We start from the raw sequence: 25,089 nt of genomic DNA on the forward strand, positions 1-25,089 counted from the left end.
ACCTGTAGTGCGCGGCTACCTGTAGTGATCGAGGCGCGGGGGCTCCAAACGCGGCAAGATAGCTTCCGTGCAGGTGCGACTCCCGCGCCGCCGGGAGTGGCACCTTCCAGTCATGCTGGCTTAGGCGCCCGCGTTGGCTCTTCTGCGCAATACCGAGCAACGGCCCGCTCCTTAAGTTGCTCCGCCCAAGCAACCAGGCGCTGCGAGGCGCGAACGTACTCGAAGAGTTCCAGGGGCGTCAGTGAAGCCAAATCCGTCTCGGACAGGCGTCGGGCGAGCTCGGCCCCCGGTTGCTGCTCAGCCAGGATAGTACCTTCACGCCGCCACTGGGTGTCTTCCGGAGGCTCGCCGGCCACGAGCTGCCTGAACAGGAAATCGACGACCCCGGGGCTCATCGCTTTCATGGGTCCTTGAATACCTTCTGGCGGCTTGGGAGCATCGTTCATGCAGCCATATTATTCGAACATATATTCGAACACAAGAGCTTCGTTTTACAGTTGTGGCCACAGACCCCAACGGTGACGTGCGTTTGATGAGCACTCACTCCAGCAAAGCGGCTCAGCCGGTGGCTACTGCGGCCAGGCGCGGCCCCAGCCGCTCAGCCATCAGCCGGTAGCCCTCGTTGTTGGGATGCAACGTATCGGGCATCAAAGCAACGGCTTCCTCCATCGCGAAGACGCTGGCACCGTCGAGCAGGTGAACGTTTGCATCCCCGCGTTCTCGGACCGTCCGGACGACGTCGGCTACTGCTTTCCTGTAGTCAGCCAGCGTCCAGCCTGCAGAGTTGGGCACATTTTCCCGGGGAACCGACAACACAGGAGAAATGACCGCAATGGGCACGCCAGGGTGTGCCCGACGAACATTGCTGACAAACCCCAGGACCTGGCTTGCGAACGTCCTTCCCGAGAAGGCGGCGACGTTGTAACTGTTGATGCCCAGGCACAGGGAAATGATATCTGCCGGAAGTTGCGAGATCGTGCTCTCGACCGCGGGGTCCAGCTGACATTCGCCCCCGAAGCCCAAGGACTGCAATCGCCAGCCGAGTTCCCTGGCCACCAACGCCGGCCACGCCTCGGAGGGACCATTTGCCGTCCGGCATTGGGTGATGGAACTTCCGTAGGCGATCCACCTCCTACCCGTTTCCGCGGCAACCTTCACGTCCTGACCTTTCAGGGAAACCTCCAGCACCCTCAGGAAACCATAGTGCGGCAGCCACACCTGAACTCTGGAGTGAGGCGGCATATTATCAAGGTCAAGGTCATGACTGACACGTCCACCCCCAGGGACCCGATGCCGGAGAACTCCATTTACCAGGACGTCGAAGGGAGATCCGTCCTCCGGACCTTCGGCTTCAATCACCACATGCCCCGACGTTGCCGTCCACGTCGCGTGGATTCCGGCGCACATCCTGGCACGCTCCTCCAGCCCATTCGTGGCTGGGGGCATGAACAGCGCCGAATCAAGGCGTCTGAACTGCTGCCATCCATCTGATTCGTGAACGACCTCGAAAGCTCCGGCCCACTGGGCGTTCACAGATTCCATGGCATGGAACTCTACCGCCAGCGCGCGGTTGATTATGAGACGATCGCTGAATGACTTCGCAAGAGACGGCGCCTCCGCGAAATGCCCCCGGCAAACGCACGGTCTCCTCTCGGCTCTCGGGAATCGATGCCGCAAGAGGCGCGGCTTTGCTGGGAATGATGGCCACGCACTTGATGCCCACGTTCGGACCGTCCCCGCAGTGGGAACCGACCTTTGTGGGATTGGTGTTCTCAGGCAGGTCGGCGGCGCTGTTCGCAGTCCTCGCCGGCATCGGGCTGGCGCTCAGTACGGGCAAACAGGAGCCCCGCAGCGGCACGGAATTGTGGGCTGCCCGGCGAGGAGTTGCCATGCGCGCCTTGGTGATTGCCGTCGTCGGCCTGATGTTGGGAGGCCTTGACGTCAACGTCGCAGTGATCCTGGTTCACTACGCCGTCCTTTTCCTGTGCATCCTGCCGTTTCTGGGCCTCCGACTCAAGGCACTTTGCTTCTGGGCCCTCGGCTGGGTCTTTTTCTCTCCGCTGCTTGCGTTTCTGGTCCGGCCGCTGCTGCTGGACGCCGCACCTCCCCTGACGTTGGGCCATAACCCCAATTGGGAGGATTTCGGGACTCCTGCACGCCTCCTCGCCGACCTCTTTTTCACCGGCTATTACCCTGTGTTCCAGTGGATCTCCTACTTGTTGATCGGACTGGTGATAGGCCGTTTGGCGCTGACCACCGCGAGGATCCAATTGCTGCTGGTGATGTGCGGGATCGCGGTGGCCGGCGTGGCGAAAGTCGTCGGGATCCTGGCCATGGAGGCATGGGGTGGCCGCACTGCCTTGTCAGCCCTCCCTGTCACCAGGGGCTATCCCTTGGAAAGCATGCTTCAGGTGAACGTTACCGGCTTGGAACAGACCGGCTCCTGGTGGTGGCTGGCAACGGCAGCCCCGCATGCCGGGACCACCTTGGACCTGCTGCACAGCGGCGGCGTTGCTGCGGCCGTAGTGGGGTTGTTCCTGCTGCTTGGCACGTTGGCTGAGCGGATCAGGATCAATTTCCTGGTCCTGCTGAGCGGGCCGGGTGCCATGACCCTGAGCCTCTACTCTGCCCACGTCTGGGTGGTGTCCGCCTTCACCAACCAGCCTTTGCCTTCGGGGTGGACGGACGAAGGGATGTACTGGGCCCAAGCCCTCACTGCCGTTGCGATTGGCGTTTGTTTCGCGGTGCTGCAGCACCGCGGACCATTGGAATGGGTAGCCCACACCGCATCACGCCTTGGCAGTCACCGGCCTGCGGCAGTGGGCTGAGAGCGGAAGAGTTTCACGGCATCGCGCATGGACGCGCGGGCACGTTTGCGGTCCCCGGAGGCATCGTACGCGCAGCTCAATCGGAACCAGGACCGCCAGTCCTCGGGTGCGGCTTCTGCTTCGGCGCGGTACTTCTCAAACTCTGCGTCAGCGGCCGCTCGGACAATGCGCCCGCCCGGGGTGCGCGGAAGGTCATCAACGGGCAAACCGCCCTCGGCTTCCAGGACCTTGGCCATCTGCTCGGTGCGTGCACCGAAAAGCAGCTCGCGGATGAGTGCCCACGCGCCAACAACCGGCAGGACCAAGTAAGCGGCCCCGATTCCCTTGGCAACCAGATTGGGGTCACCGAGCAACAGGAAGGAGCGTTGCACCGAAACCACCAGGTATAGGACCAACAGTAAGGTGATGGCACCTACCCAGATTTTGGTGCGGTTCTTCTTCAGGGACGTCCAGAAATTACCCATGGCTTTAGAGACCCAAGTCCAGGTAGCCATCCAAGCCCACGGTAAGGCCGGGGTTGGCTGCAACTTTACGAAGCCCCAGAAGGACTCCGGGCATGAAGGAGGCTCGGTCGAAGGAGTCGTGGCGCAACGTCAGCTGCTCACCGGGACCACCAAAAAGCACTTCCTGGTGAGCAACCAAACCGCGCAGGCGCACGCTGTGGACTCGAACCCCGTCCACGTCGCAGCCTCTTGCACCGTCCAGTGATGTTTCCGTGGCGTCAGGGCTCGCCGCGACGCCGGCTTCCTGGCGCGCTTCAGCTATCAGCTGCGCTGTGCGCACAGCGGTGCCGGAGGGAGCATCAACCTTGTTGGGGTGGTGCAGTTCGATAATTTCCACGGACTCGAAGTATTGCGAAGCCTTGGCCGCGAAAGCGGTGGCGAGCACAGATCCCAGGGCGAAGTTCGGGGCGATCAGAACACCGGTGTCCGGCTTTTGCTCCAAGAGGCTTCGCAAGGAATCGAGCCGGTGGGCGTCCCAGCCGGTGGTACCCACAACTGCGTGGATGCCGTGCTCTACGGCGAACCGGACGTTGGCCTCCGTGGTGTCCGGAACGGTGAGGTCAACAACATACTGTGCACCGGCGTCGAGCAGTTTCTCCAAGGAATCGCCGCGGCCCAAAGCGGCCACCAGCTTCATGTCTCCGGCTGCCTCAACAGCCTTGACGGCTTCCATTCCCATACGCCCGTGGGCACCCAGCACTGCAACAGCAAGTTGTTCGGTCATGCCGTTAACCCTACCGCCGGGTCGGAGCCCGGGAGGAACCGTGACTCGGGCCTACTCCCCTGCCCCGACCCATTCCACAGTGCCATCAGTGAAGAACTGTTCCTTCCAAATGGGGACCTGCTCTTTGACCCGGTCCACAAGCTCGGCACACACAGCGAACGCCTGGCCGCGGTGGGCAGCAGCCACCGCACATACCAGCGCGGGGTCCCCGATCTCCAACATGCCGATCCTGTGGGCAGCCCAGATCCGAACCGGCTGTGCAGCTTCTCCGGAGTGCTCTGCCACCAGCTGCGCCACGACCTCTGACATCACCTGGTGGGCTGTGGGATGCGCGCTGTAGCTCAGCCGGTCCACAGCCTTGCCGCTGTCGTGGTTTCGGACGACGCCACTGAAGCTGACAACGGCTCCCGCGGTATCCGATTCGACCGCCTTGATGGCTTGGTCCACGGAAATCGGCTCGGCGCTGAGAACGGCGCTGACCACTTCAAAGTTTGTTTCAGTGCCCATGATTTCCTTCCAACTGTTCACAAAGGTGCCCGATCACAGGGTCCAGGACAGCCAAGCCGTCCATGACGCCTTTCGGGGATCCAGGCAGGTTGATGATAAACGTCTTCCCTACTGTTCCGGCGTGGCCACGGCTGAGCATGGCCATGGGGGTTTTGGCAGCGCCGGCGCGCCGAATGCCCTCCATGATGCCCGGAATCTCACGTTCCAGGAGCGGCAAGGTCATTTCGGGCGTGCGGTCATCCGGGCTAAGGCCCGTTCCTCCGCTGGTGACAATTACGGCGGGTTCCTGTGTCAGGAGTGCTCTCAGGGCAGCTCCAACAGGCTCACCGTCCGGCACCACCATGGTGGGGAACGTATCGAAGCCGTGCTCGCTGAGCCAATCGAGGATGATCGGACCTGTCTCATCGGCGTAGACTCCAGCGGCCGCGCGGGTTGACGCGATCACGATGCCGGCTTTCCGCAGCGTGTTCGGCTCGCACGCACTCACGCGCCGGCCTCACGTGGCGTTGATACTCCAGAGACGTCCCAGTCCCCGCTTTTTCCGCCGCTCTTGGCGAGGACCCGTATATCGGTCAGCACTGCATGCTTGTCCACGGCCTTGATCATGTCGTAGACGCTCAAGGCCGCCACCGAGGCCGCCGTCAGGGCTTCCATTTCGACGCCGGTCACGCCTTTGGTCTTGACCGTTGCCAGGATGCCAATCGAGTCGGTGTCCAGCTCAAAGTCCACGGTGACCTTGGAGATCGGCAATGGATGGCACAACGGAATCAGATCGGGGGTCTTCTTTGCCGCCATGATCCCTGCGACGCGCGCCACGGCGAGGGCATCGCCCTTGGGCAGCTCGCCGGCACCCAGCAGGGCCAGCACCGCGGGCGTGCTGCGGACAGTGGCCGTGGCAGTCGCAACACGAGTAGTGACGGCTTTTTGGGAGACGTCCACCATCTGCGCGGTGCCGTCCTGCCTGAGGTGGGTCAGGCCACCGGAATTTTCGGGAGTGTGGTTCACAGCATCCATACTTCCACTTCGTCCCCTTCGGCGAGTTCCGTGACGTCGCCGGGGATCTGCACCAGGGCGTTTGCCCGGGCCAGGGCATGGACCAGGTGGGAACCTGCGCCACCTTCCATCCGGACCGTGCCATCGGTGCCCATGGTTCCGCGGCGAACCTGGTGTTTTCCTTCCGGGGAAATCAGCGGTTCGCTCAGGCGTGCCCTGACCACCGGTCTCGGGGCCGGGGTTCCCTGTACCTGCGAAAGGGCGGGCCGGAGAAACATTTCGAAGGAGACCAGGCAACTGACCGGGTTCCCCGGAAAGCCCAGGAAGGGCACGCCCTCAAAGGTGCCCAATCCTTGCGGTCCGCCTGGCTGCATGGCGACCGGCTGGAATTCCACCGGCTGGTTCGCCATGGCTTGCCGGACTACCTCGTAGGCGCCCTTGCTCACTCCCCCGGTGGTGACGATGAGATCTACCCGGTCCTCCGCCGGCCCGGTATGACGACGAAGGACCGCCAGCAGTTTGGAGGGATCGTCTTCGGAAATCCCGGTGCGGACCACGTCCAGGCCGGCCTGTCGCATGGACGCTTCGAGCAGTGTCCCGTTGGAATCGAAGATCTTGCCTGCTGTGAGTTCGGACCCCGGCTCCACTACCTCATCTCCGGTGGTGACCAAGAGGACACGGCAGGGTTGGCGGACCTGAACGGTTGTCAGGCCCAAGGCGGCCAGCAAGCCCAATTGTGCAGGCCCCATCCGCGTACTGGCGGCCAACGCCAGCGCACCCTTGCCGATGTCGCTGCCGCTGTCCCGGACGTAGGTGCCGGAGGCGACTGAAGGCAGGACCACGGTAGCCTCGCCCGCTGCAGGGTCCGGGAAAGTGTTCGGCGTGGCCTTTTCAATGGGCACGACGGCGTCGGCCCCCTCGGGGATCACGGCTCCGGTCATGATGGGGGCGGCAAAGCCGGGCTTGAGAGCTGCCGGCGCGGCACCTGCCGGAACCGGCTCCGCTACCCGGAGCTCCGCACCGCCGTCGGGGATATCTGCTGAGCGTACGGCGAATCCGTCCATTTGGGAGTTGGCGAACGGGGGCAGTGACAGTGGCGCGTGGACGTCGACGGCGAGCGCCCTACCCAGCGCCTCCAGTAATGGCATGCGGAGGTGCCCTTTGTCGGCTAGGACACCGGTCAGCAGTTCCACCACTGCCTGGCGGTGGGCTGCAACAGATCTGGGCACGGACATCCTCCTGTGTGGACACGCTGGCTTCCGGCGAAACCTCCGGACGTACCCAGACTAGGGCCTCAGCCCACTTTGACGTTGATGGTGTGATAGCCGGTGGCACCATCCGGGGCTACCGGCGCTTTGTCTTCAGTCTGAGGAACACCGGTGGAATCGGTTGCCCGGACCTGCACTTCGTAGTCCCCTGGCGTGAGATCGAGGCCCAACTGCCACTGATACCAGGTGTCTGAGGAGATCGGGCTGGCCAGCGCTGCCTGCTGCCATGGTCCGCGGTTGACGCGGAGCTCTACGCGGTTGACTCCCCTGTGCTGGGCCCAGGCTACGCCGCCGAACTGCACCTTGCCTGCTTGGACGCTCCGGCCGCTGCGGGGTATATCGATGCGCGATTGCGTCTTGATGGGACCTCGATCGCTCCAACCACGGGGCGTCCAGTACGCGGTGTCGTCGGCGAAGCGTGTGACCTTGAGTTCAGTGAGCCATTTGGTGGCCGAGACGAAGCCATAAAGTCCCGGCACGATCATCCGCACGGGGAATCCGTGTTCCAGCGGGAGCGGCTCTCCGTTCATGCCTACGGCCAGGAGCGCGTCACGGTCATCTGTGAGGGCCTCCAAGGGAGTGCTGGCCGTCCAGCCGTCGTTACTGGTGGAGAGGACCATGTCCGCGCCGGCCTTGGGTCCTGCCATGGCCAGGAGTTCCCGTACGGGCCAGCCCAGCCAGAGGGCATTGCCGATGAGGTCGCCACCTACATTGTTGGACACGCAGGCGATGGTGATGTGGCGTTCTGTCATGGGCTTGGCCAGGAGGGTGGCGAAGTCCATTTCAACTTCGCGTTCCACCATTCCGGTGACCTTCAGTTTCCAGGCAGGAGGATCGATGGCCGGCACCGTCAAGGCGGTGTCGATCCTGTAGAAATCCGCGTTCGGGGTGACCAGGGGGCTGATGCCATCCACGGGAAGGGACGCACCTGCAGGAATGGTTTGCGCCGGCGTGGCGGGTTCCGGGAGCGTCATGGAGCCGCGGAAACCTGACGCCACTGCTGTAGCCCTGGTGAGGACAGTGGTCACTGTTCCGGCCACGACGGCGGCGAGTGAGGTTCCAGCCAAGGCGTTCAGAAAGCTCCGCCGAGCCAGTGGTGCCTCCTCACGGCCGGGGGTTTCTTCGGAGGGAGCCCAGGTTGCGAGCCGACGTATGAGCGTTCGCAGCAGCAGCATGGTGACAATGGCGGCAACGATCGGTGCAAGGGCCGCTTGGGGGCTCGCTTGGGCTCGGGTCACGACGGCGGTCAGTCCGGCTGCGCCCGCCAGTCCAGCCAGTGCCAGGCCCCAGCCGGTGCGGCGACGTTCCAGGATGCCAGCAAGCGCCGCCAGAATTCCTGCGACGCTCACAATGCAGGCCACCAGCACGATCTTGTCTGCAGTACCGAACAACTGCACCGCCAGATCCTTGACCCCGGGCGGTACGGCATCGATCACCGCACCACCGAGGGCTGTAACAGGCGATACCAGGGGGCTCAGGAGACCGGCAGCCAGTTCGCCCGCCGCGATCCCCGCGGCGCCGGCTGCTACGCCGGCGGCTGCCGCCCACAGCGCGGGCCTGCCCATGGTGCCTCGCTGCTGGGTGGTACCGGGTGCGAGCGTACTCATGAGATGCCTCCATGGCGGTGTTCTCTGGCGATGGGTTGATGGGTGGGAGTCATTGATGTCATGGACGGCATCCGCGATTCCGATGAGGGCGCCTTGGCCGGAAGTGACAGCGCAAAGCGGCAACCGCCGTCGACGTTATCCACGGTGACCGCTCCCCCATGCGCCTTGACGATGCCAGCCACCATGCTCAGGCCGATGCCTGCCCCGCTGTAGCTGCCTTGCATCTCTTCCGTAGTGCGACGGGCGGGGTCTTTCTGCCATCCCGTTTCGAACAGGTGCGGAAGGTCCTCGTCCGGGATGCCGCCGCACTGGTCCTCCACAGCGATCACGGCGTTCCCGCCGGAACCTCCAACGCGTTCGCCGCCGACGCTGATGTGGACGTCGCTGCCGGGTTCGCTGTAGATGATGGCGTTGAGAAGTATGTTCCGCACGGCCCGGGCGAGGCTTGGTCCGTCGGCGACGGCCATGCACTCACGGTCACCGCCGCCGTCGAGCCTGATGCCTTTCCTGGCGGCTAGCGGCGCCAGGTCAGAGATCGCGTCGCTGACGAGGTCGTACAAGTCCAGCGGTTCGGCACGCAGGCGGAGGGTGCCGGCCTGAATCTTGGACAGTTCCAGGAGGTCGTTGACCATGGCCGTCATCTGCTCTGTCTGCCCGATGATCTTCCGGTAATAGCCCTGCACATCTGATGCCATACCGTCTTCAAGGGCCTCGGTCATGGCGCGCATGCTGGCCAATGGTGTACGGAGGTCATGGGATATCCATGACACCAGCTCCCGGCGGGCGGCCTCAATAGCAGCTTCGCGTTCCCGCGATTCGGCCAGGCTGCGGCTGCTGGCCTCAAGTTCCTGGGCCAATTCGGCGAGTTCGGATGTCATGGCGGGAGCGCTCCCCCGACCCTCCGCCACGGTATGTTTCAGTGTTTCGCCACGACCAAGGCGTCGGGCAGCGTCAACAAGGTGGGCCGCATTGCGTGAGACGCCGGCACCGAGCATCAGTGACAGAGCCACGGCGACGGCTGAGGCAGTGGCCAGGATGTACCACATGACCTCAAGGTCCCGCGCGGAAATGAACATCGCGTTGAAGGCACTGACCATTCCTGCCACCAGCACAGCTACAGTGGCAACCACCACCAGGCAGATCTGGGCGAGTACCGAGGCCCGGCGGAGCAGCCTGAGAAGCGCCCACGTGGCGGCCCCAATGACCACAGCCCAGAACAGGACCCATGCCAGGATGGTCCACAGCTCACTGCCTTCCATGGTCACCCCCTGAAACGTTGGGCCCCGACATGTCGGGCCCTGACACGTCGGGCCGCACAGTTTCGGTCTCAGACCGCTTGCCATCGAAGCGGTAGCCAACGCCCCAAACTGTCTTAAGCAGTTCGGGTTTGGTGGGGTTGGCTTCTATCTTCTCCCGTAGGCGCCGGACGTGGACGGTGACGGTAGACAGATCACCGAAGTCCCAGCCCCATACGGCCTTGATGAGTTCTTCCCGGCTGAAGACCTGGTGGGGCCTTCGCATCAGGAAAGCCAGGAGGTCGAATTCACGGACCGTCAGAGCCAGCGGAACTCCGTGGTGCGTCACGGTCCGGGAGGCAGGATCCAGTTCCAGTCCTGCGGCTTCCACCGGCGGTTCCGGAGTGAACTCCTTGATACTCCGGCGCAGTACCGACTTCACCCGGAGGACCAGTTCACGCGGGGAAAAGGGTTTGGTGACGTAGTCATCCGCGCCCATCTCCAGGCCCAAAATCCGGTCATCTTCGGTTCCCAAGGCTGTGACCATGATGACGGGAACGCTCATGCTTAGACGAAGCCGGCGGCACACCTCCACGCCGTCCAGTCCTGGCAGCATACGATCCAGGATGACAAGATCGGGTTGCCGCGTGGCTGCAAGGTCGAGTGCGGTGAAACCATCCCCCGCCATGTCCACCTGGAACCCGGCTTTGAGCAGGTAGTCACGGACGACGTCGGCAATGGTCTGTTCATCCTCCACCAGGAGGATCCGACGATTCCCCGGCTCCGCTGCTGATGCCGCATTTGTGGTCACGCTTTCAGCATAGGTTTGCTGACGGTGGCCGGCACGCGTTCCTGGCCCAAAGTGCACAAGCGTTTGGAATCCGTAAGAACTGTGTGGGTTAAGGACTCTGCGACTGTAACGGGTGTCACTGATCCAGCCACGGTGGCGTAGCCTGAATTTATGAGTGTTCAGCTAGGCATGCCGGTGCCCCCTCCGGGCGGCGCGGCACGCAGCCCGGAAAGCGGCGTTGCAGTTCCGCCACCACGTCCAGCCGGCACGCCCACCGGGCTGTGGGATCGTTATGGCCGCCGCGCAACGGATATGCGCCTTTCCTTGACGGACAAGTGCAACCTGCGCTGCACCTACTGCATGCCTGCCGAGGGACTCGAATGGCTCTCGAAACAGGCAGTGATGACCAGGGACGAGATAGTCCGAATCGTCCGTGTCGGCGTCAACGCCCTGGGCGTGCGGGAACTCCGCCTGACTGGTGGCGAGCCCCTGGTCCGCGCCGACTTGGTGGACATCATTGCCGGCATCCGCGCGGACCACCCGGACCTCCCCATCTCCATGACCACCAATGGCGTGGGACTGGATAAGAAGGCCGCAGCACTGAAAGCCGCGGGTCTTACCCGCATCAATGTCTCGCTCGATTCCCTCCATGAGGAGACCTTCACCAAACTTACCCGTCGCCCCTTCCTGGATCGCGTCCTGGCCGGCGTGGATGCCGCTTGGGCGGCCGGGTTGGGCCCGGTAAAACTGAACGCTGTGCTGATGCGCGGCATCAACGACGCCGAGTCGCCGGATCTTCTGGAATGGGCCCTGGGCCGCGGCTACGAACTCCGCTTCATCGAACAAATGCCCTTGGACGCGGACCACGGCTGGACCCGACGCAACATGATCACGGCCGCCGAGATTCGTGGACTGCTCTCCCGAGACTTCGTGCTGGACAACGACCCCCGCGAGCGGGACGGCGCACCGGCCGAACGGTTTGAAGTACGACGCCGGGACGCGGCAACGGGCGTCGCCACAGGGCCGGTCCTCGGTACAGTCGGCATCATCGCATCAGTCACTGAGCCGTTCTGCTCCGACTGCCGCCGTACCCGCATCACCGCGGAGGGCAAGATCATGAGCTGTCTTTTCTCCCGCGAAGAATTCGACCTGTTGGGCCTCCTTCGTGAAGGTGCCACGGATGACCAATTGGCGTCGCGGTGGCAGGACGCCATGTGGGTCAAACCCAAAGCCCACGGCATGGACCACACAGGTCTCGGCGCAGCGGACTTCGTCCAGCCGGACCGCAGCATGAGCGCAATCGGAGGCTGAACCTTTGCTTGTCCGTTACTTCGCTGCCGCACGCGCGGCCGCCGGGGTGGAAGAAGAACTTCACTCCCTCCCGGAAGGAACCAGCCTGGAGGCGCTGCTGGAAGCTGCCCTCGCCGTCGAACGTCCGCTTCCCCCCGAAGGCACGCCGCCGCTCGCCAGGATCGTGGCACGCAGCAGTTTCCTTCGCAACGAGGTGGCCGTCCGCGACCGTACAGCTCCCTTGGGAAGCGACGACGTCATCGACGTATTGCCGCCGTTCGCCGGAGGCTAGGACCGCACAGGGCGCCAGCGCTGCGCGGGTTCACGCTTTCCGGAACACGCTCTTCAACAACGGGCTGAACTCAGCGGATCCTTCAAGCCTCAAGTCTGCGGTGTGCACCAGGACGCCATCGTCCACGCGGAATGTGTGCCGGGCTACGCCGTCGGCTGTCCGCCGGTCCAGGGTCAACGTGCCTGCATTCCATGTCCCACGGACCGGGCTCGCCGGTGGCCGTCCCATGCTGTCCACGTAGTACCACAGCGTGTCGCCGTGGTCCCGGTCAACAGTGAACATGCCATGACCTTCGAAATGCGTGCCGTCGGCTTCGCGGTGCCTATAGCTCTGAACCACGGCATATCCGCCCGCAGCCTTGGTAAACACCGCCTCGGCTTCTGCAGTCCGAGCAGTTCCCCAAGGAGACGCTGCGATCTCCGTAATGCCGCGCCAATGACCAAGGAAATCCCGCAGCATCTCCGCGGCTTGGCCGCTTGAGGGCGCATCCATCAGGGCTCCAAAGTAGTCAGGGCAGCATCATCGTGTGATCATGCTGCCCTGTTTACAGTGCGGGAGTCCAGAGGTTCCGGACGGGAACCTAGAGCCCGAAAGTTTCGGTTTCCTCAAAAGGACCAACAACAGTGATGGTCCGGGGCGCCGCTGCGAGTTCACGGGCGAGGTCCTGGACATCCTCTACGGTGACGGCCTTGATGCGTGCCAGGGTCTCGTCGATGTCCTGGAACTCCCCGGACACCAATTCCGCCCGGCCAAGACGCGACATCCGGGAGCCCGTGTCTTCGAGCGCGAGGACAATCCCGCCGCTAAGCTGGCCCACAGCCTTCCGGAGCTCTTCCTCGGTGATACCTTCCTTGGCGAGCTTGTCCAGCTCAAGGCCCAGGAGTTCCACGACCTGGCGAACCTTGGACGGCGTGCAGCCGGCATACATTCCGAAGTAGCCAGCGTCCGCATACGCGGCAGTGAAAGAGTAGGTGGAGTACACTAGGCCGCGCTTTTCACGAATTTCCTGGAACAGGCGTGAGGACATGCCTCCGCCCAGTACGGCATTGAGCACGCTCATGACAAACCGGCGGTCATCGGTGGCAACGATCGTTGGGCAACCCATGATGATATTGGCTTGCTCCACAGGACGCTTTACTACGTGCAGTCCGGCCGTGCCCGTGATGACGGCACGGTTCGTGCCCCGGCGGTCTACCGGCGCGGCGTCGGCGTCCAGCTGCCATCCAGCAGCTGTCAGGGCATCCACAACCAGCTGGCAGACGACGTCGTGATCCAGTCCGCCGGCTGCGGTGATGACCAGTTCCTCCGGTCGGTAGTAGCGCTGGTAGTGCGCCCACACCGAATCCCTTGCCACGGCTCTAATAGCATCCGGCGTTCCCCCGATAGGCCGTGCCAGCGCGTGGTTGCCCAGGACAGCGGCCACGAACTTCTCATGGGCGACGTCCGTGGGGTCGTCGCTGTCCATGGCGATCTCCTCAAGGATGACGTCGCGTTCCTGCTCCAATTCGGCAGGATCCAAGACCGCACCGGTGATCATGTCCGCGATGACGTCGATGGCCATGGGGAGGTCTGTATCCAGGACCCTGGCGAAGTAGCAGGTGCTTTCCTTGGCTGTGGCCGCGTTGGATTCACCGCCCACCTCGTCGAAGGCGGACGCGATTTCCAAGGCTGTGCGCCGTTTGGTGCCCTTGAACAACAGGTGCTCAAGAAAGTGTGTGGAACCATGCTGGCCGTCCGCTTCATCACGCGAACCCACTGCCACCCAGAACCCTATGGTGGCCGAACGCTGACCGGGCATTGCCTCGGTGAGGACGCGCACGCCGCCGGGCAGGACCGAGCGCCGCACGACGGAACCGCCCTCGGCACCATGGATCAATTCGCCGCCGGGAAGGGTCTGTTCCAGTGGCAAGGGTACGACAGTCATTAAGGCCTTTCAGGTTAAGGCCGGAAGGGCCGGTGGAGCTTTTTCAAGCCCACCGGCCCTGCCGGGTGTACTGCTTACAGACTACTCTGCGGACTCTTCAGCGGCCTCGGCCGGAGCGTCCTCTGAGGCTGCTCCTTCTTCCTCGGCAACAACCGGGGAGAGGGAAAGCTTTCCGCGGTCATCGATCTTGGTGATCTCGACCTGGACCTTCTGGCCCACGGAGACGACGTCATCCACGTTGTCCACGCGCTTGCCATTGGCCAGCTTGCGGAGCTCGGAGATGTGCAGCAGGCCGTCCTTGCCCGGGGTGAGGGAAACGAAAGCGCCGAAGGTGGTGGTCTTGACGACCGTACCCAGGTAGCGCTCACCGATTTCCGGTACCTGCGGGTTGGCGATGGCGTTGATGGCGGAGCGTGCTGCGTCGGCAGACGGTCCGTTGGTGGCGCCGATGTAGACAGTGCCGTCATCCTCGATGGAGATGTCCGCGCCCGTGTCTTCCTGGATCTGGTTGATCATCTTGCCCTTGGGGCCGATGACCTCGCCGATCTTGTCCACGGGGATCTTGACGGCGATAACGCGCGGCGCGAACTCGGAGAGCTCGTCCGGGGTGTCGATCGCTGCGTTGATGACCTCGAGGATGTGGAGGCGGGCTTCGCGGGCCTGCTTCAGTGCTGCTGCCAGCACGGAAGCGGGGATGCCGTCGAGCTTGGTGTCCAGCTGGATAGCTGTGACGAACTCGGAAGTACCTGCCACCTTGAAGTCCATGTCACCGAAAGCGTCTTCGGCGCCGAGGATGTCCGTCAGGGCTGCGTAGCGGGTCTGGCCGTCAACCTGGTCGGAAACCAGGCCCATGGCGATACCGGCAACAGCTGCCTTCAGCGGCACACCTGCGTTAAGCATGGAGAGTGTGGAAGCACAGACGGAACCCATGGAGGTCGAACCGTTGGAACCGAGGGCCTCGGATACCTGGCGGATCGCGTAGGGGAACTCTTCACGGGTGGGCAGAACCGGCACCAGAGCGCGCTCTGCCAGGGCACCGTGGCCGATTTCGCGGCGCTTCGGGGAACCGACGCGGCCGGTTTCACCGGTGGAGTACGGCGGGAAGTTGTAGTTGTGCATGTAGCGCTTGCGCGTTACCGGCGACAACGAGTCGATCTGCTGCTCCATCTTGAGCATGTTCAACGTGGTGACGCCCATGATCTGGGTTTCGCCGCGCTCGAAGATTGCAGAACCGTGAACGCGGGGCAGAACCTCTACCTCGGCAGTCAGCTGGCGGATGTCCGTCAGGCCACGGCCGTCGATGCGGACCTGGTCCTTGAGGATTCGCTGGCGCACAACGTGCTTGGTGACCGAGCGGAAAGCTGCGGACAGTTCTTTCTCGCGGCCCTCGAACTGGCCGGCAAGTGCACCCAGGACTTCGTCCTTGAGCTCGTCCGAGGCGTTGTCGCGGTCCTGCTTGTCAGCGATCTGGAAGACAGCGGCCAGCTTGTCGGCAGCAGCGGCTTCAACAGCGGCGTAGACGTCGTCCTGGTAATCCAGGAAGACCGGGAACTCAACCGTGGGCTTGGCAGCGCGTGCTGCCAGGTCAGCCTGTGCTTCACAGAGTGCCTTGATGAACGGCTTGGCAGCCTCGAGGCCCTCGGAAACAACCTCTTCGGTAGGAGCGGTTGCGCCCTGTTCCTTGATGAGGTTCCAGGAGTTGTCCGTGGCTTCGGCTTCAACCATCATGATGGCGACGTCGTCACCTGCAATGCGGCCGGCAACAACCATGTTGAACACGGCGTTCTCGAGCTGGGAGTGCTTGGGGAAAGCGACCCACTGCGAACCCTGTTCGTCGGCGATGAGGGCGACGCGGACGCCACCGATCGGGCCGGAGAACGGGAGGCCGGAAAGCTGCGTGGACATCGAGGACGCGTTGATGGCGACGACGTCGTAGAGCTCATCGGGGTTGATGGCCAGAACGGTCACCACGATCTGGACCTCGTTGCGCAGGCCCTTCACGAAGGCGGGGCGCAGCGGGCGGTCCATGAGGCGGCAAGCCAGGATGGCTTCGGTGGACGGGCGTCCTTCGCGGCGGAAGAACGAGCCCGGGATACGGCCGGCAGCGTACATGCGCTCCTCGACGTCAACCGTCAGCGGGAAGAAGTCGAAACCTTCGCGCGGCTGCTTGCCTGCCGTGGTTGCCGAGAGCAGTGCGGTGTCTTCGTCGATGTAGACCATCGAGGCGCCAGCTGCCTGCTTGGCAAGGCGGCCGGTTTCGAAGCGAATGACGCGCTTGCCAAAACGGCCGTTGTCGATAATGGCTTCGGAGAACTGGATTTCGGGACCCTCCATAGAGAGTCACCTCCGTTTCTGTTAGCGGAAGTCCGCCGCATCAACCCAGGCCTCTTCTTTTTTCCTGGCCTGTACTACACCCGGTCATCGATCGAGATCCACGGGCGTTGGCATCGTCACAGATGATGTTCCCGGGAATCACTACCGAGGACCGCGAATGCGCGATGCGGTTGATTCCTGTTTTTAGTTGTTGGTGAAAAAGGCGGCCCGTTCCGCTGGGGACCGGGCCGCCCCTAAGTCAGACTAGCGGCGCAGGCCGAGACGCTCGATGAGCGCACGGTAGCGGGCGATGTCAGTGTTCTTCAGGTAGGTAAGCATGCGCTTGCGACGACCAACCATGGCCAGCAGACCGCGCTGGGTGTGGAAGTCGTGCTTGTGCTCCTTCATGTGCTCAGTCAGATCTTTGATCCGCTGAGTCAGGACTGCAACCTGGACCTCGGGTGAACCGGTGTCGCCTTCAGTGGTTGCGTATTCCTTGATGATGGACTGCTTTACAGCGGCGTCAAGTGCCACGTGAACTCCTAGAGTTGTGCCGTGCCTCCCGCAACAGCGCCTCGCTGACGGGTTGTCCCTGGTACGTTGCCGCACACAAAAACAGGTCCAGCCGCCACGGACTGCAGCCGGATCCACTGATCAGTTTACCGGCACGTCAGCAGTGTTGTCGAAATGCCCCTGGCGCCGGGTCAACAGTTCGTGCGCCTGGGCTACGTCGAGGCACATTTGTTCGACCAAAGCCTCCGGCCCACGGTAGGCCACCATGCCGCGCAGGCGCTGCGTAAATTCGACGGCAACATTCTGCCCGTAGAGGTCGAAGTCTTCCACGTTCTCTTCGGGGCGGTCGATCACGTGCGCTTCCACCTGCCGGCTGACGCCGTCGAAGGTGGGGTTCGAACCAACGGAGATTGCGGCGGGCCAGCGCGTGCCGGCTTGGTCGATCAGCCACCCCGCGTAAATGCCGTCAGCTGGTACGTATCCGGTGGAATCATGGGAAAGGTTTGCCGTCGGAAAGCCGAGATCCCGTCCCCGGGCCGCTCCGTGCACCACTTCACCGCGCATGCGGTGGGGGCGGCCCAACACCGCGGCAGCTGTAACTACATCGCCTTCGCTCAAGGCCTCCCTCACCCAGGTGGAGGAACAGCGGCGGTCGGCATCGCCGTCGTCATGGACCGGGAAGCCTCCGGCGCCGTATTCATGGACAACCTGCACACCAAAACCGAGCTGATCGCCCAGTTCCTGCATGGTGAGAACGTCGCCGGAATTGCCGGCGCCGAAGCGGAGGTCGTGACCAACAACGACGTGCGCGGCGTGGAGTCCCTCAACCAGGATTTCACGGACAAACTCCAAGGGCGTCATGGCGGCGAGGTCGAGGGTGTACTTCATCACCAACACAGCGTCCACCCCGGTGTCGCCCAGGGCGTCCAGTTTGTCCCGGAGCCCCATGATCAGTTCAGGAGCAGAATCCGGCCTGTGGACCTGAGCGGGATGGGGATCGAAGGTCACGGCAACCGAGGGGATGTTGTGCCGCTTGGCTGTGTCGGTCACTTGCGACAGAACATGCTGATGACCCCGATGCACGCCGTCAAAGTTCCCGATGGTAACGACAGTAGGTCCGAAGTCCTTGGGGACTTCAGTGGGATCGTTCCAGATGTGGACCATCAACCTCGCCTTTTACTGCAGATGTTCGTTCTGCCCGGCAACCTCCCGGCGCCGGAACAATCTAAGGTTACCCGCTAGGGTGTTTGACTCAGGACGGTCGGCGTTTGTTGAGCCACAAAAGGCCCAGGATCGGCAGGACCAGCGGAACAAAGCCGTATCCACGTCCGAACAGGGACCACACGGTGTCATGCGGGAAAGCAATTGGATCAAAGAGGCTGATCGCTCCTACCACCAGCACACCCACAAGCTCAGTGAGCACAGCAGCCAGGGAAACCTTGAACCAAGTGCGGCCCGGCTTGGCAAGCGAGACAGTCGCCACAATGTAGACGACGGCGGCGAACGCCGACAAGATATGCGCCAAGGGAGCTTCGGCGAACTTGGTGGCGATCTGGTAACCGGCACGAGCTGTGGCCGACAACGCAAATATTGCGTAGACCGCGATCAGCAGGCGTCCAGGGCCGGTGTTCCGGGTGTCCTTCCGCTGCGGCTGCCGGTTGGCCGGGTTGGTCTCGGTTCCAGTCACGTTGTGTTCTTTCTTCAAGGTCAGTACCAGATCTGATTCATGCGGGCGGCCATCACCAGGGCAGTAACGCCCACTGCTGCCAGGACAAAGTTGCTCCAGCGGGTTCGTTCAAGGATGGCCCAATAGACAGCTCCCAGGGGAATCATCATGGCAACAATGAGGTAGCCCCAGAACTCCCAGGCTTCACCGGCCATCTGTTCGCCCATGGCCACCCGGACGATCGAGCCCACCAGATACACCACCAGAACCAGCTCAACGGCGAGTACGGAAAAGATGGTGGGGTCGTTCGGGGCCTTCTTCATCAAACCAGCCACGATGCACATGACCGTGGACACCAATCCGACGATCAGGATGGCGTAAAAGTATCCGTCCATGGTTACTTTGCCTGCCCGGTTCCCGGCGCAAAGACCAGCACGGGTTTCGCGAAGTTGCCTGTATCTGCAAGCAACGCCACCAGCTCTCCCGACGGCGCGAAGGCTGCGGCAGGCTTTTCGGCCGTGGCGGCGTCGGGCGTTCCTGCTCCCGGACCGGCAGCGATGCGGCGGCCGAAGGAAATTTCGGTGGTTTCGTCCTCGCTGAGCTCCCGGTTGGGCATGAGTGCACGTGCCGCCAAGGACATCTCCAGAACCTCAAGCTCTTCTGCCAGCTGCTCCAACGTGCGGGCCTGGTCCAGGGAGTATGGGCCAACCTGGGTCCTCCGCAAGGCTGTGAGGTGTCCCCCGACGCCCAAGGCACCGCCGAGGTCCCGGGCCAACGCCCTGATGTACGTTCCGGAGGAGCACTCCACGGTGACCTCGACGTCGACTACCCGGCCGCCGTCGATCCTGGTGATGGAGTGGACATCAAAGCGGTGGATGGTGACCGGGCGGGCCGCGAGCTTGACCTCTTCACCCGAGCGAACGCGGGCATAGGAGCGTTCGCCGTTGACTTTGATGGCACTCACGCTGCTCGGAACCTGTTGAATGGGCCCGGTGAGGGCAGCGACGCCGGCAGCTAAGGCGTCGTCGGTAATGGCCGCTGCGCTGCGGGCCTCCGTGACCTCGCCCTCGGCGTCGTCAGTGATGGTGGTTTCGCCCAGCCGGATGGTGGCCGTATACGTCTTGGAGGTGCCCACGATGTAGGTCAGAAGACGCGTCGCCTTGTTAATGCCCAGCACCAGCACACCGGTTGCCATGGGATCCAGCGTGCCCGCATGCCCCACTTTTCGGGTGCCGGCCAGCCGCCGCATCCGGCCAACCACATCATGGCTGGTCCATCCCTGCGGTTTGTCAACGATTACCAGTCCAGAAAGCACGCTTACCAGTATATGGGTGGCTAGGATGGCTCCCATGCCTGAGCTTGCCGCACACGTCCGCGACGTCCCCGTGAACCAGATCCGTGAGATCACCGAAGCTGCCTGGTCCACCCCCGGAGCTATCGTCCTCAGCATCGGCGAGCCGGGCTTTGCCCTCCCCCGCCACGTCCTGAACGCCGGCATTGCCTGCCTGGACCGGGATGAGACCAACTACACACCCAACGCCGGGATCCCTGCCCTCCGCGAGGCCTTCGCCGCTCACTTCCGGGAGCAACAAGAGGTCACTATTGGTGCGGAGCGGGTCTATGTGGTGGACGGCGCCCAGCAGGGACTGCACTTTGCCATGAGCCTTCTCCTCTCCCCCGGTGACGAGATCCTGATTCCCAACCCCGGTTACCCCACCTTCGCCATGACCAGCCGGCTGCTGCACGCCGTGCCTGTGCAGTATCCGTTGTATCCACAGAACGACTTCCAGCCGCACATTGAGGACATCGAGGCCCTGATCACGCCACGGACCCGCGTGATGGTGCTGAACTCCCCGTCCAATCCCCTGGGCGCCGTGATCAGTGAGAAAGCCACGCGCGAGCTGGTGGAACTGGCAGTCCGGCACGACCTCTGGATCATCTCGGACGAGTGCTATGAAGCCTTCACTTTTGATGTCCCCCATATCAGTCCCGCACGGTTCGACAGCGATGTCCCCGGCGAAGCCCGGGTCTTCACGTCCCTGACCTTGTCCAAGACCTACGGACTGACTGGCCTCCGGATCGGGGCGCTGATCTGTCCTCCGGGTTTGGAGCAAAAAATGAACAACGTGATGGAATCAATCGTGTCCTGCGTCGCGTCTCCTTCGCAGTACGCAGCTTTGGCCGCGCTGACGGGGCCGCAGGACTACGTTTCGCAGGCTCGCGACCATTACCGGAGCAACCGGGATGCGGCGTCGGCGGTGCTGGCGGAGAAGGGAATTCCGTTCCTTGGCGCCCAGGGGGCCTTCTATCTTTGGGCTGATGTTTCCCATGTGAGCGGCGGGGACGTCAGGTCCTGGGTGCGGGCGTTCCTCGCGGAGTTCGGCGTGTCCTTCGCTCCGGGTACGGCGTTCGGTTCGATCGGCGAGGGCTGGATCAGGATTGCCCTGTGCGGCGGGCAGCAGGACCTGCTCGACGGCGTCACCCGCCTCCCGGCCAAGGTCCAGTTGTAGCGGGTCGTCAGTAGGCAGTGCGGCGCGCGTGGTTCCGCCAGGCGTCAAACGGCTCATCGGAGGTGGCCAGTTCGGCATGCTCCACCGGCAGCAGCTCCGGCCGGGTGCCGGCAAAGTACTCATAGAACACGGCGTCGTCGAAGCCGGCCCTGGCCGCACCGTGCCGATCGGCCGCGAAATACACACGCCCGATCCTGGCCCAGAGCGTGGCGGACAAGCAGAGCGGGCATGGCTCGCAGCTTGTGTAGAGAACGGAACCCTTCAGGTCGAAGCTCTTGGTAGCTGCTGCGGCGCGTCGAATGGCCACCACTTCGGCATGTGCCGTGGGATCGTGGTCCAGCGTTACCCGGTTCACTCCCTTATGGACAGTTCCGTCCGGGGTGACCACAACGGCACCGAAAGGGCCGCCGCCGTCGGAAACGTTACGCACGGCCAGCTGGATGGCCAGGTTCAGGTATTCATCACGCTGCTGGGGACTGTGCGCCGACATGCTCTGATCCTAACGAGTTTTTGTACAGCAAATGCCCCTAAGAAGGCTTCTTAAGGGCATTAGCTGTACAAAAACTCGAAGAGTGGTCTAGCGGTTGGAGTCTTCGTCGAGCTCGTTGTCGCCGGAGAGGTCAGTGTCCTCTTCGTCGAAGTCGTCCTCGTCGATGTCCTCCGGAGCATCGCCCTTGTAGGGGTCTGCTTCGCCCGCGTGCTTGGCGCTGGCAGCCAACGCGGCCACCTCAGCGTCGCGACGCTTGGCTTCACGGAGCAGCTCCTCAAGATTGGAGGCATTGACCGGAATCTGGTCAGCCACGAACTCAAGGGTGGGAGTGAGGCGAACAGTGATGTTGCGGCCGACTTCCTGCCGCAGCACACCCTTGGCCTTCTCCAATGCCCTGGCGGCGTCTGCCTGGGCTACATCGTCACCAAAGACGGTGTAGTAGATGGTGGCGTGCTGAAGGTCATTGGTGACGCGGGCGTCAGTGACCGTGATGGACTCGACGCGCGGATCCTTGACCCGGCGTCCGAGGGCCTCAGCAACAACCACCTTTATCCGCTGTGCCAGCTTGGCGGCGCGTGCGGGATCAGCCATGACTTCCTCCTGGAAAGTAGAAACGGGAACGGAACGGGTCCGCCGGGGTTACCCGACGGACCCGTCCCATACGGAACCTAGTTACGCGGCTTTTCGCGCATTTCGAAGGTCTCGATGATGTCGCCTTCAGTGATGTCATTGAAGGAGCCAAGACCGATACCACACTCGAAGTCGGTGCGGACTTCAGTGGCGTCATCCTTGAAGCGCTTGAGCGTCTCAACGGTGAGGTTGTCACCGATGACCTTGCCGTCGCGGCTGACACGTGCCTTGGAGTTACGGCGGATGATGCCCGTGCGGACGATCGAGCCGGCGATGTTTCCGAACTTGGAAGAACGGAAGACTTCGCGAACCTCGGCGGTACCGAGCTGGACCTCTTCGTATTCCGGCTTGAGCATGCCCTTGAGAGCCATCTCGATGTCATCGATTGCTGCGTAGATGACCGAGTAGAAGCGCATGTCCACGCCTTCACGATCGGCCAGTTCAGCAACACGCTCGGCCGGCTTGACGTTGAAGCCAATGATGATGGCGTTGTCAACCGTGGCCAGGTTGACGTCGTTCTGCGTGATGGCACCCACACCGCGGTGGATGACACGAAGCTGAACGTCGTCGTCTCCAACGTCGATCTTGAGCAAGGCGTCTTCGAGGGCTTCAACAGCACCGGATACGTCACCCTTGAGGATGAGGTTGAGGGTGTCGATCTTGCCTTCGGCAACGGCCTGGTCAAAGTCTTCCAGGCTGATGCGCTTGCGGCGCTTGGCCAGTGCGGCGTTGCGGTCGGCAGCTTCACGCTTCTCAGCGATCTGGCGGGCCGTACGCTCGTCAGGGGTCACCAGGAAGGTGTCACCTGCACGCGGCACGTTGGACAGACCGAGGACCTGAACCGGGCGGGACGGCAGTGCGACATCGAGTGCCTCGCCGTTCTCGTCGAACATGGCGCGGACGCGGCCGTGAGCCGTACCGGCAACGATCGTGTCGCCCACTGCCAAGGTTCCGGACTGAACCAGGACGGTTGCAACAGCACCGCGGCCCTTGTCCAGGTTCGCTTCGATGGCAATGCCTCGAGCGTCCTTGTCCGGGTTGGCGCGCAGGTCCAGGGCAGCGTCGGCCGTCAGCAGGACGGCGTCGATCAGTTCGTCGATGTTGAGGTTCTGGCGGGCAGAGACCTCAACGAACATGGTGTCGCCACCGTATTCTTCCGGAACCAGGCCGTACTCGGTCAGCTGGCCCTTGACCTTGTCAGGGTTGGCGCCTTCCTTGTCGATCTTGTTCACTGCGACGACGATCGGCACGTTGGCTGCCTGGGCGTGGTTGAGTGCTTCAACCGTCTGCGGCATAACGCCGTCGTCGGCTGCAACAACCAGGATGGCAATGTCAGTGACCTTGGCACCACGTGCACGCATGGCCGTGAAGGCCTCGTGACCGGGGGTGTCAATGAAGGTGATGTCGCGGGCCGTGCCCTCGTGGACGTGGCTGATCTGGTAAGCACCGATGTGCTGGGTGATGCCACCGTGCTCGCCGGCCACAACGTTCGAGTTGCGGATGGCGTCCAACAGGCGGGTCTTACCGTGGTCAACGTGGCCCATGACGGTAACAACCGGTGCGCGGGCTTCGAGAACGTCGTCACCTTCGGCGTCCAGTTCGTCCTGGATGTTGATGTCGAACTGATCCAGCAGCTCGCGCTCTTCATCCTCAGGGGAAACAACCTGGAGCTTGTAGCCAAGTTCGGCGCCAAGCAGGCCAAAGGTGTCTTCGTCGAGGGACTGCGTCGCCGTTGCCATTTCACCGAGGTGGAACAGCACGGTCACCAGCGACGCGGGGTTTGCATCGATCTTCTCGGCAAAGTCCGTGATGGACGAGCCACGACGCAGGCGGATGATGGTCTCGCCATCACCGCGGGGTACCGATACGCCGCCCAGCGACGGAGCACTCATCTGCTCCAGTTCCTGGCGCTTTGCACGCTTGGACTTGCGCTGCTTGCCACGACCGGCGCCGCCCTTGCCGAAGGCACCCTGGGTGCCACCGCGACCGCGGCCACCCTTGCCGAAGCCACCGCCGGCGGGAGCGCCGCCACCGGTACCTGCACCAGGTGCGCCACCGGGACGACCGGGTCCGCCACCGGGACGGCCTGCGCCACCCGGACGGCCTGCGCCACCGGGAGCCGGACGCTCAGTGCGGTTGGGCATCATGCCCGGAGTAGGACGGTTTCCTGCACCGGGACCGCCAGCGGGACGCGGTGCGCCCGGACGGGGTGCACCGGGACGCGGTGCGCCCGGACGGGGTCCACCGGTTCCTGCTGCGGGACGGGGTCCACCCGTACCAGCTGCGGGACGGGGACCGCCGGGGCGTTCGCCGTCGTTACGGCGTTCGCCTCGGGGCATGCCCTGGGACGGTGCGAACGGGTTGTTGCCCGGACGCGGCGGACGGTCTCCGTCGCCACCACGGCCGCGGGGCATGCCCTGGGACGTAGCGAACGGGTTGTTGCCCGGACGGGGACCGCCGGGACGCGGAGCCTGGCCACCTTGACGTGCCGGAGCCGGAGTCTCTGCCTTGGGGGCAGGACGGGCGCCAGGCTTGGCCGAAACCGGAGTGGACGCAGCAGGAGCTGCAGGTGCTGCCGGGGCAGGTGCTGACGGTGTTGCAGGAGCTGCCGGTGCAGCAGCCGCAGGGGCTGCCGGAGCGGGGGCTGCAGGGGCCGGGGCCGGAGCCTTCGGAGCTGCAGGACCCGGTGCCGGAGCGGCCGGACGGGATGCTGGGCGGTTTGCCGCCGGAGCTGCTGCGGGAGCGGCGGCCTTGGCAGCGCCGGCACCCGGGTATGCGTCGCGAAGCTTCTTCACGACGGGGGCCTCAATTGTTGACGAGGCGGAGCGAACGAATTCGCCCAATTCCTGCAGTTTGGTTACTGCATCTTTGGAAGTAATACCGAGCTCTTTGGCGAGCTCATGTACGCGGACCTTGGCCACATTTCTCCTGTCTCGGTCCGCACCGAGCCAGGCACGAACCGTCTACTTCTTACTGCGGGCCTTCGCCGCTTGCGCGATTGAAAGG

At 63.3% G+C, this 25,089-nt stretch carries 26 protein-coding genes; 4 read left to right on the plus strand and 22 right to left on the minus strand.

The features are described 5' to 3' along the window. Nucleotides 1-110 precede the first annotated feature (110 nt). A complete protein-coding gene (locus EU811_RS17760) occupies nucleotides 111-446 on the minus strand; it encodes a hypothetical protein (protein WP_142939638.1) in 336 nt (111 codons plus the stop codon). Between the two features lie 112 nt (nucleotides 447-558). Further along, a complete protein-coding gene (locus EU811_RS17765) occupies nucleotides 559-1,542 on the minus strand; it encodes a GDSL-type esterase/lipase family protein (protein ID WP_142939639.1) in 984 nt (327 codons plus the stop codon). Between the two features lie 50 nt (nucleotides 1,543-1,592). On the opposite strand from EU811_RS17765, the gene EU811_RS17770 reads away from it, so the two are divergent. Continuing rightward, the gene (locus EU811_RS17770; protein WP_142939640.1) at nucleotides 1,593-2,828 is read left to right on the plus strand and encodes a heparan-alpha-glucosaminide N-acetyltransferase domain-containing protein; all 1,236 of its coding nucleotides are present in this window, start codon (nucleotides 1,593-1,595) and stop codon (nucleotides 2,826-2,828) included. Here the strand turns inward: EU811_RS17770 and EU811_RS17775 are convergent. The 9 genes from EU811_RS17775 to EU811_RS17815 are packed head-to-tail and all read right to left on the minus strand — an operon-like array spanning nucleotide 2,804 to nucleotide 10,476. Then, the gene (locus EU811_RS17775) at nucleotides 2,804-3,292 is read right to left on the minus strand and encodes a hypothetical protein (protein WP_014921283.1); all 489 of its coding nucleotides are present in this window, start codon (nucleotides 3,290-3,292) and stop codon (nucleotides 2,804-2,806) included. The two genes, EU811_RS17770 and EU811_RS17775, sit on opposite strands and share 25 nt — an antisense overlap. Nucleotides 3,293-3,296: 4 nt before the next feature. Continuing rightward, a complete protein-coding gene (dapB, locus tag EU811_RS17780) occupies nucleotides 3,297-4,055 on the minus strand; it encodes a 4-hydroxy-tetrahydrodipicolinate reductase (RefSeq protein WP_142939641.1) in 759 nt (252 codons plus the stop codon). A 51-nt stretch (nucleotides 4,056-4,106) separates the two neighbouring features. Continuing rightward, a complete protein-coding gene (locus EU811_RS17785; RefSeq protein ID WP_142939642.1) occupies nucleotides 4,107-4,562 on the minus strand; it encodes a molybdenum cofactor biosynthesis protein MoaE in 456 nt (151 codons plus the stop codon). Continuing rightward, nucleotides 4,552-5,049, minus strand: a complete 498-nt coding sequence (locus EU811_RS17790) for a MogA/MoaB family molybdenum cofactor biosynthesis protein (RefSeq protein WP_142939643.1) — start codon at nucleotides 5,047-5,049, stop codon at nucleotides 4,552-4,554. The genes EU811_RS17785 and EU811_RS17790 overlap by 11 nt, the downstream gene beginning before the upstream one ends. Next, on the minus strand, nucleotides 5,046-5,576 hold the full coding sequence (gene moaC / locus EU811_RS17795; RefSeq protein WP_142939644.1) for a cyclic pyranopterin monophosphate synthase MoaC: 531 nt from the start codon (nucleotides 5,574-5,576) through the stop codon (nucleotides 5,046-5,048). The genes EU811_RS17790 and moaC overlap by 4 nt, the downstream gene beginning before the upstream one ends. Further along, the gene (locus EU811_RS17800) at nucleotides 5,564-6,790 is read right to left on the minus strand and encodes a molybdopterin molybdotransferase MoeA (protein WP_142939645.1); all 1,227 of its coding nucleotides are present in this window, start codon (nucleotides 6,788-6,790) and stop codon (nucleotides 5,564-5,566) included. Before EU811_RS17800 ends, moaC begins: the two co-directional genes overlap by 13 nt. A 59-nt stretch (nucleotides 6,791-6,849) precedes the next feature. Next, nucleotides 6,850-8,430, minus strand: a complete 1,581-nt coding sequence (locus EU811_RS17805) for a molybdopterin-dependent oxidoreductase (protein ID WP_142939646.1) — start codon at nucleotides 8,428-8,430, stop codon at nucleotides 6,850-6,852. Next, complete coding sequence (locus EU811_RS17810; protein WP_142939647.1) at nucleotides 8,427-9,689, minus strand: sensor histidine kinase; 1,263 nt, start codon at nucleotides 9,687-9,689, stop codon at nucleotides 8,427-8,429. The genes EU811_RS17805 and EU811_RS17810 overlap by 4 nt, the downstream gene beginning before the upstream one ends. Beyond that, entirely contained in the window at nucleotides 9,676-10,476 is an 801-nt protein-coding gene (locus EU811_RS17815; protein ID WP_238703449.1) for a response regulator transcription factor, read from the minus strand. The genes EU811_RS17810 and EU811_RS17815 overlap by 14 nt, the downstream gene beginning before the upstream one ends. A 150-nt stretch (nucleotides 10,477-10,626) precedes the next feature. Between EU811_RS17815 and moaA the strand changes: the two genes are divergently transcribed. Then, nucleotides 10,627-11,766 carry a GTP 3',8-cyclase MoaA gene (gene moaA / locus EU811_RS17820; protein ID WP_142939648.1) on the plus strand — a complete coding sequence of 380 codons (1,140 nt, stop codon included), beginning with the start codon at nucleotides 10,627-10,629 and terminating at the stop codon, nucleotides 11,764-11,766. Between the two features lie 4 nt (nucleotides 11,767-11,770). Beyond that, nucleotides 11,771-12,037, plus strand: coding sequence for a MoaD/ThiS family protein (locus tag EU811_RS17825; protein WP_142939649.1), 267 nt, complete (start codon nucleotides 11,771-11,773; stop codon nucleotides 12,035-12,037). A gap of 30 nt (nucleotides 12,038-12,067) precedes the next feature. On the opposite strand, the gene EU811_RS17830 is transcribed toward EU811_RS17825, so the two are convergent. The 8 genes from EU811_RS17830 to truB all read right to left on the minus strand — a co-directional run bounded on the left by EU811_RS17830 (nucleotide 12,068) and on the right by truB (nucleotide 19,768). Beyond that, nucleotides 12,068-12,529 carry a DUF1579 family protein gene (locus tag EU811_RS17830; protein WP_142939650.1) on the minus strand — a complete coding sequence of 154 codons (462 nt, stop codon included), beginning with the start codon at nucleotides 12,527-12,529 and terminating at the stop codon, nucleotides 12,068-12,070. An 88-nt stretch (nucleotides 12,530-12,617) separates the two neighbouring features. Continuing rightward, nucleotides 12,618-13,961, minus strand: coding sequence for a M16 family metallopeptidase (locus tag EU811_RS17835; protein ID WP_142939651.1), 1,344 nt, complete (start codon nucleotides 13,959-13,961; stop codon nucleotides 12,618-12,620). 81 nt (nucleotides 13,962-14,042) lie between these two features. Beyond that, nucleotides 14,043-16,295 carry a polyribonucleotide nucleotidyltransferase gene (locus EU811_RS17840; protein WP_011774282.1) on the minus strand — a complete coding sequence of 751 codons (2,253 nt, stop codon included), beginning with the start codon at nucleotides 16,293-16,295 and terminating at the stop codon, nucleotides 14,043-14,045. Nucleotides 16,296-16,538: 243 nt separating this feature from the next. After that, on the minus strand, nucleotides 16,539-16,808 hold the full coding sequence (gene rpsO, locus EU811_RS17845) for a 30S ribosomal protein S15 (protein ID WP_142939652.1): 270 nt from the start codon (nucleotides 16,806-16,808) through the stop codon (nucleotides 16,539-16,541). 120 nt (nucleotides 16,809-16,928) lie between these two features. After that, nucleotides 16,929-17,951, minus strand: coding sequence for a bifunctional riboflavin kinase/FAD synthetase (locus tag EU811_RS17850; RefSeq protein WP_142939653.1), 1,023 nt, complete (start codon nucleotides 17,949-17,951; stop codon nucleotides 16,929-16,931). A gap of 88 nt (nucleotides 17,952-18,039) precedes the next feature. After that, the gene (locus EU811_RS17855; protein ID WP_223942222.1) at nucleotides 18,040-18,474 is read right to left on the minus strand and encodes a hypothetical protein; all 435 of its coding nucleotides are present in this window, start codon (nucleotides 18,472-18,474) and stop codon (nucleotides 18,040-18,042) included. A gap of 20 nt (nucleotides 18,475-18,494) precedes the next feature. Beyond that, nucleotides 18,495-18,848: a hypothetical protein gene (locus EU811_RS17860; RefSeq protein ID WP_142939655.1), complete on the minus strand. Its 354-nt coding sequence runs from the start codon at nucleotides 18,846-18,848 to the stop codon at nucleotides 18,495-18,497. Nucleotides 18,849-18,850: 2 nt separating this feature from the next. Beyond that, a complete protein-coding gene (gene truB / locus EU811_RS17865; RefSeq protein WP_187697239.1) occupies nucleotides 18,851-19,768 on the minus strand; it encodes a tRNA pseudouridine(55) synthase TruB in 918 nt (305 codons plus the stop codon). A gap of 34 nt (nucleotides 19,769-19,802) precedes the next feature. Here truB and EU811_RS17870 point away from each other — a divergent pair, with 34 nt between their 5' ends. Further along, entirely contained in the window at nucleotides 19,803-20,963 is a 1,161-nt protein-coding gene (locus tag EU811_RS17870) for a pyridoxal phosphate-dependent aminotransferase (RefSeq protein ID WP_187697241.1), read from the plus strand. Nucleotides 20,964-20,970: 7 nt separating this feature from the next. On the opposite strand, the gene EU811_RS17875 is transcribed toward EU811_RS17870, so the two are convergent. The 3 genes from EU811_RS17875 to infB all read right to left on the minus strand — a co-directional run bounded on the left by EU811_RS17875 (nucleotide 20,971) and on the right by infB (nucleotide 25,004). After that, the gene (locus EU811_RS17875; protein WP_142939658.1) at nucleotides 20,971-21,453 is read right to left on the minus strand and encodes a nucleoside deaminase; all 483 of its coding nucleotides are present in this window, start codon (nucleotides 21,451-21,453) and stop codon (nucleotides 20,971-20,973) included. 87 nt (nucleotides 21,454-21,540) lie between these two features. Continuing rightward, nucleotides 21,541-22,044 carry a 30S ribosome-binding factor RbfA gene (gene rbfA / locus EU811_RS17880; RefSeq protein ID WP_024820333.1) on the minus strand — a complete coding sequence of 168 codons (504 nt, stop codon included), beginning with the start codon at nucleotides 22,042-22,044 and terminating at the stop codon, nucleotides 21,541-21,543. Between the two features lie 77 nt (nucleotides 22,045-22,121). Next, the gene (gene infB / locus EU811_RS17885) at nucleotides 22,122-25,004 is read right to left on the minus strand and encodes a translation initiation factor IF-2 (protein WP_142939659.1); all 2,883 of its coding nucleotides are present in this window, start codon (nucleotides 25,002-25,004) and stop codon (nucleotides 22,122-22,124) included. Nucleotides 25,005-25,089: the final 85 nt, after the last annotated feature.

The organism is Arthrobacter sp. TS-15, from assembly GCF_006964045.1.
Taxonomy (GTDB): Bacteria; Actinomycetota; Actinomycetes; order Actinomycetales; family Micrococcaceae; genus Arthrobacter.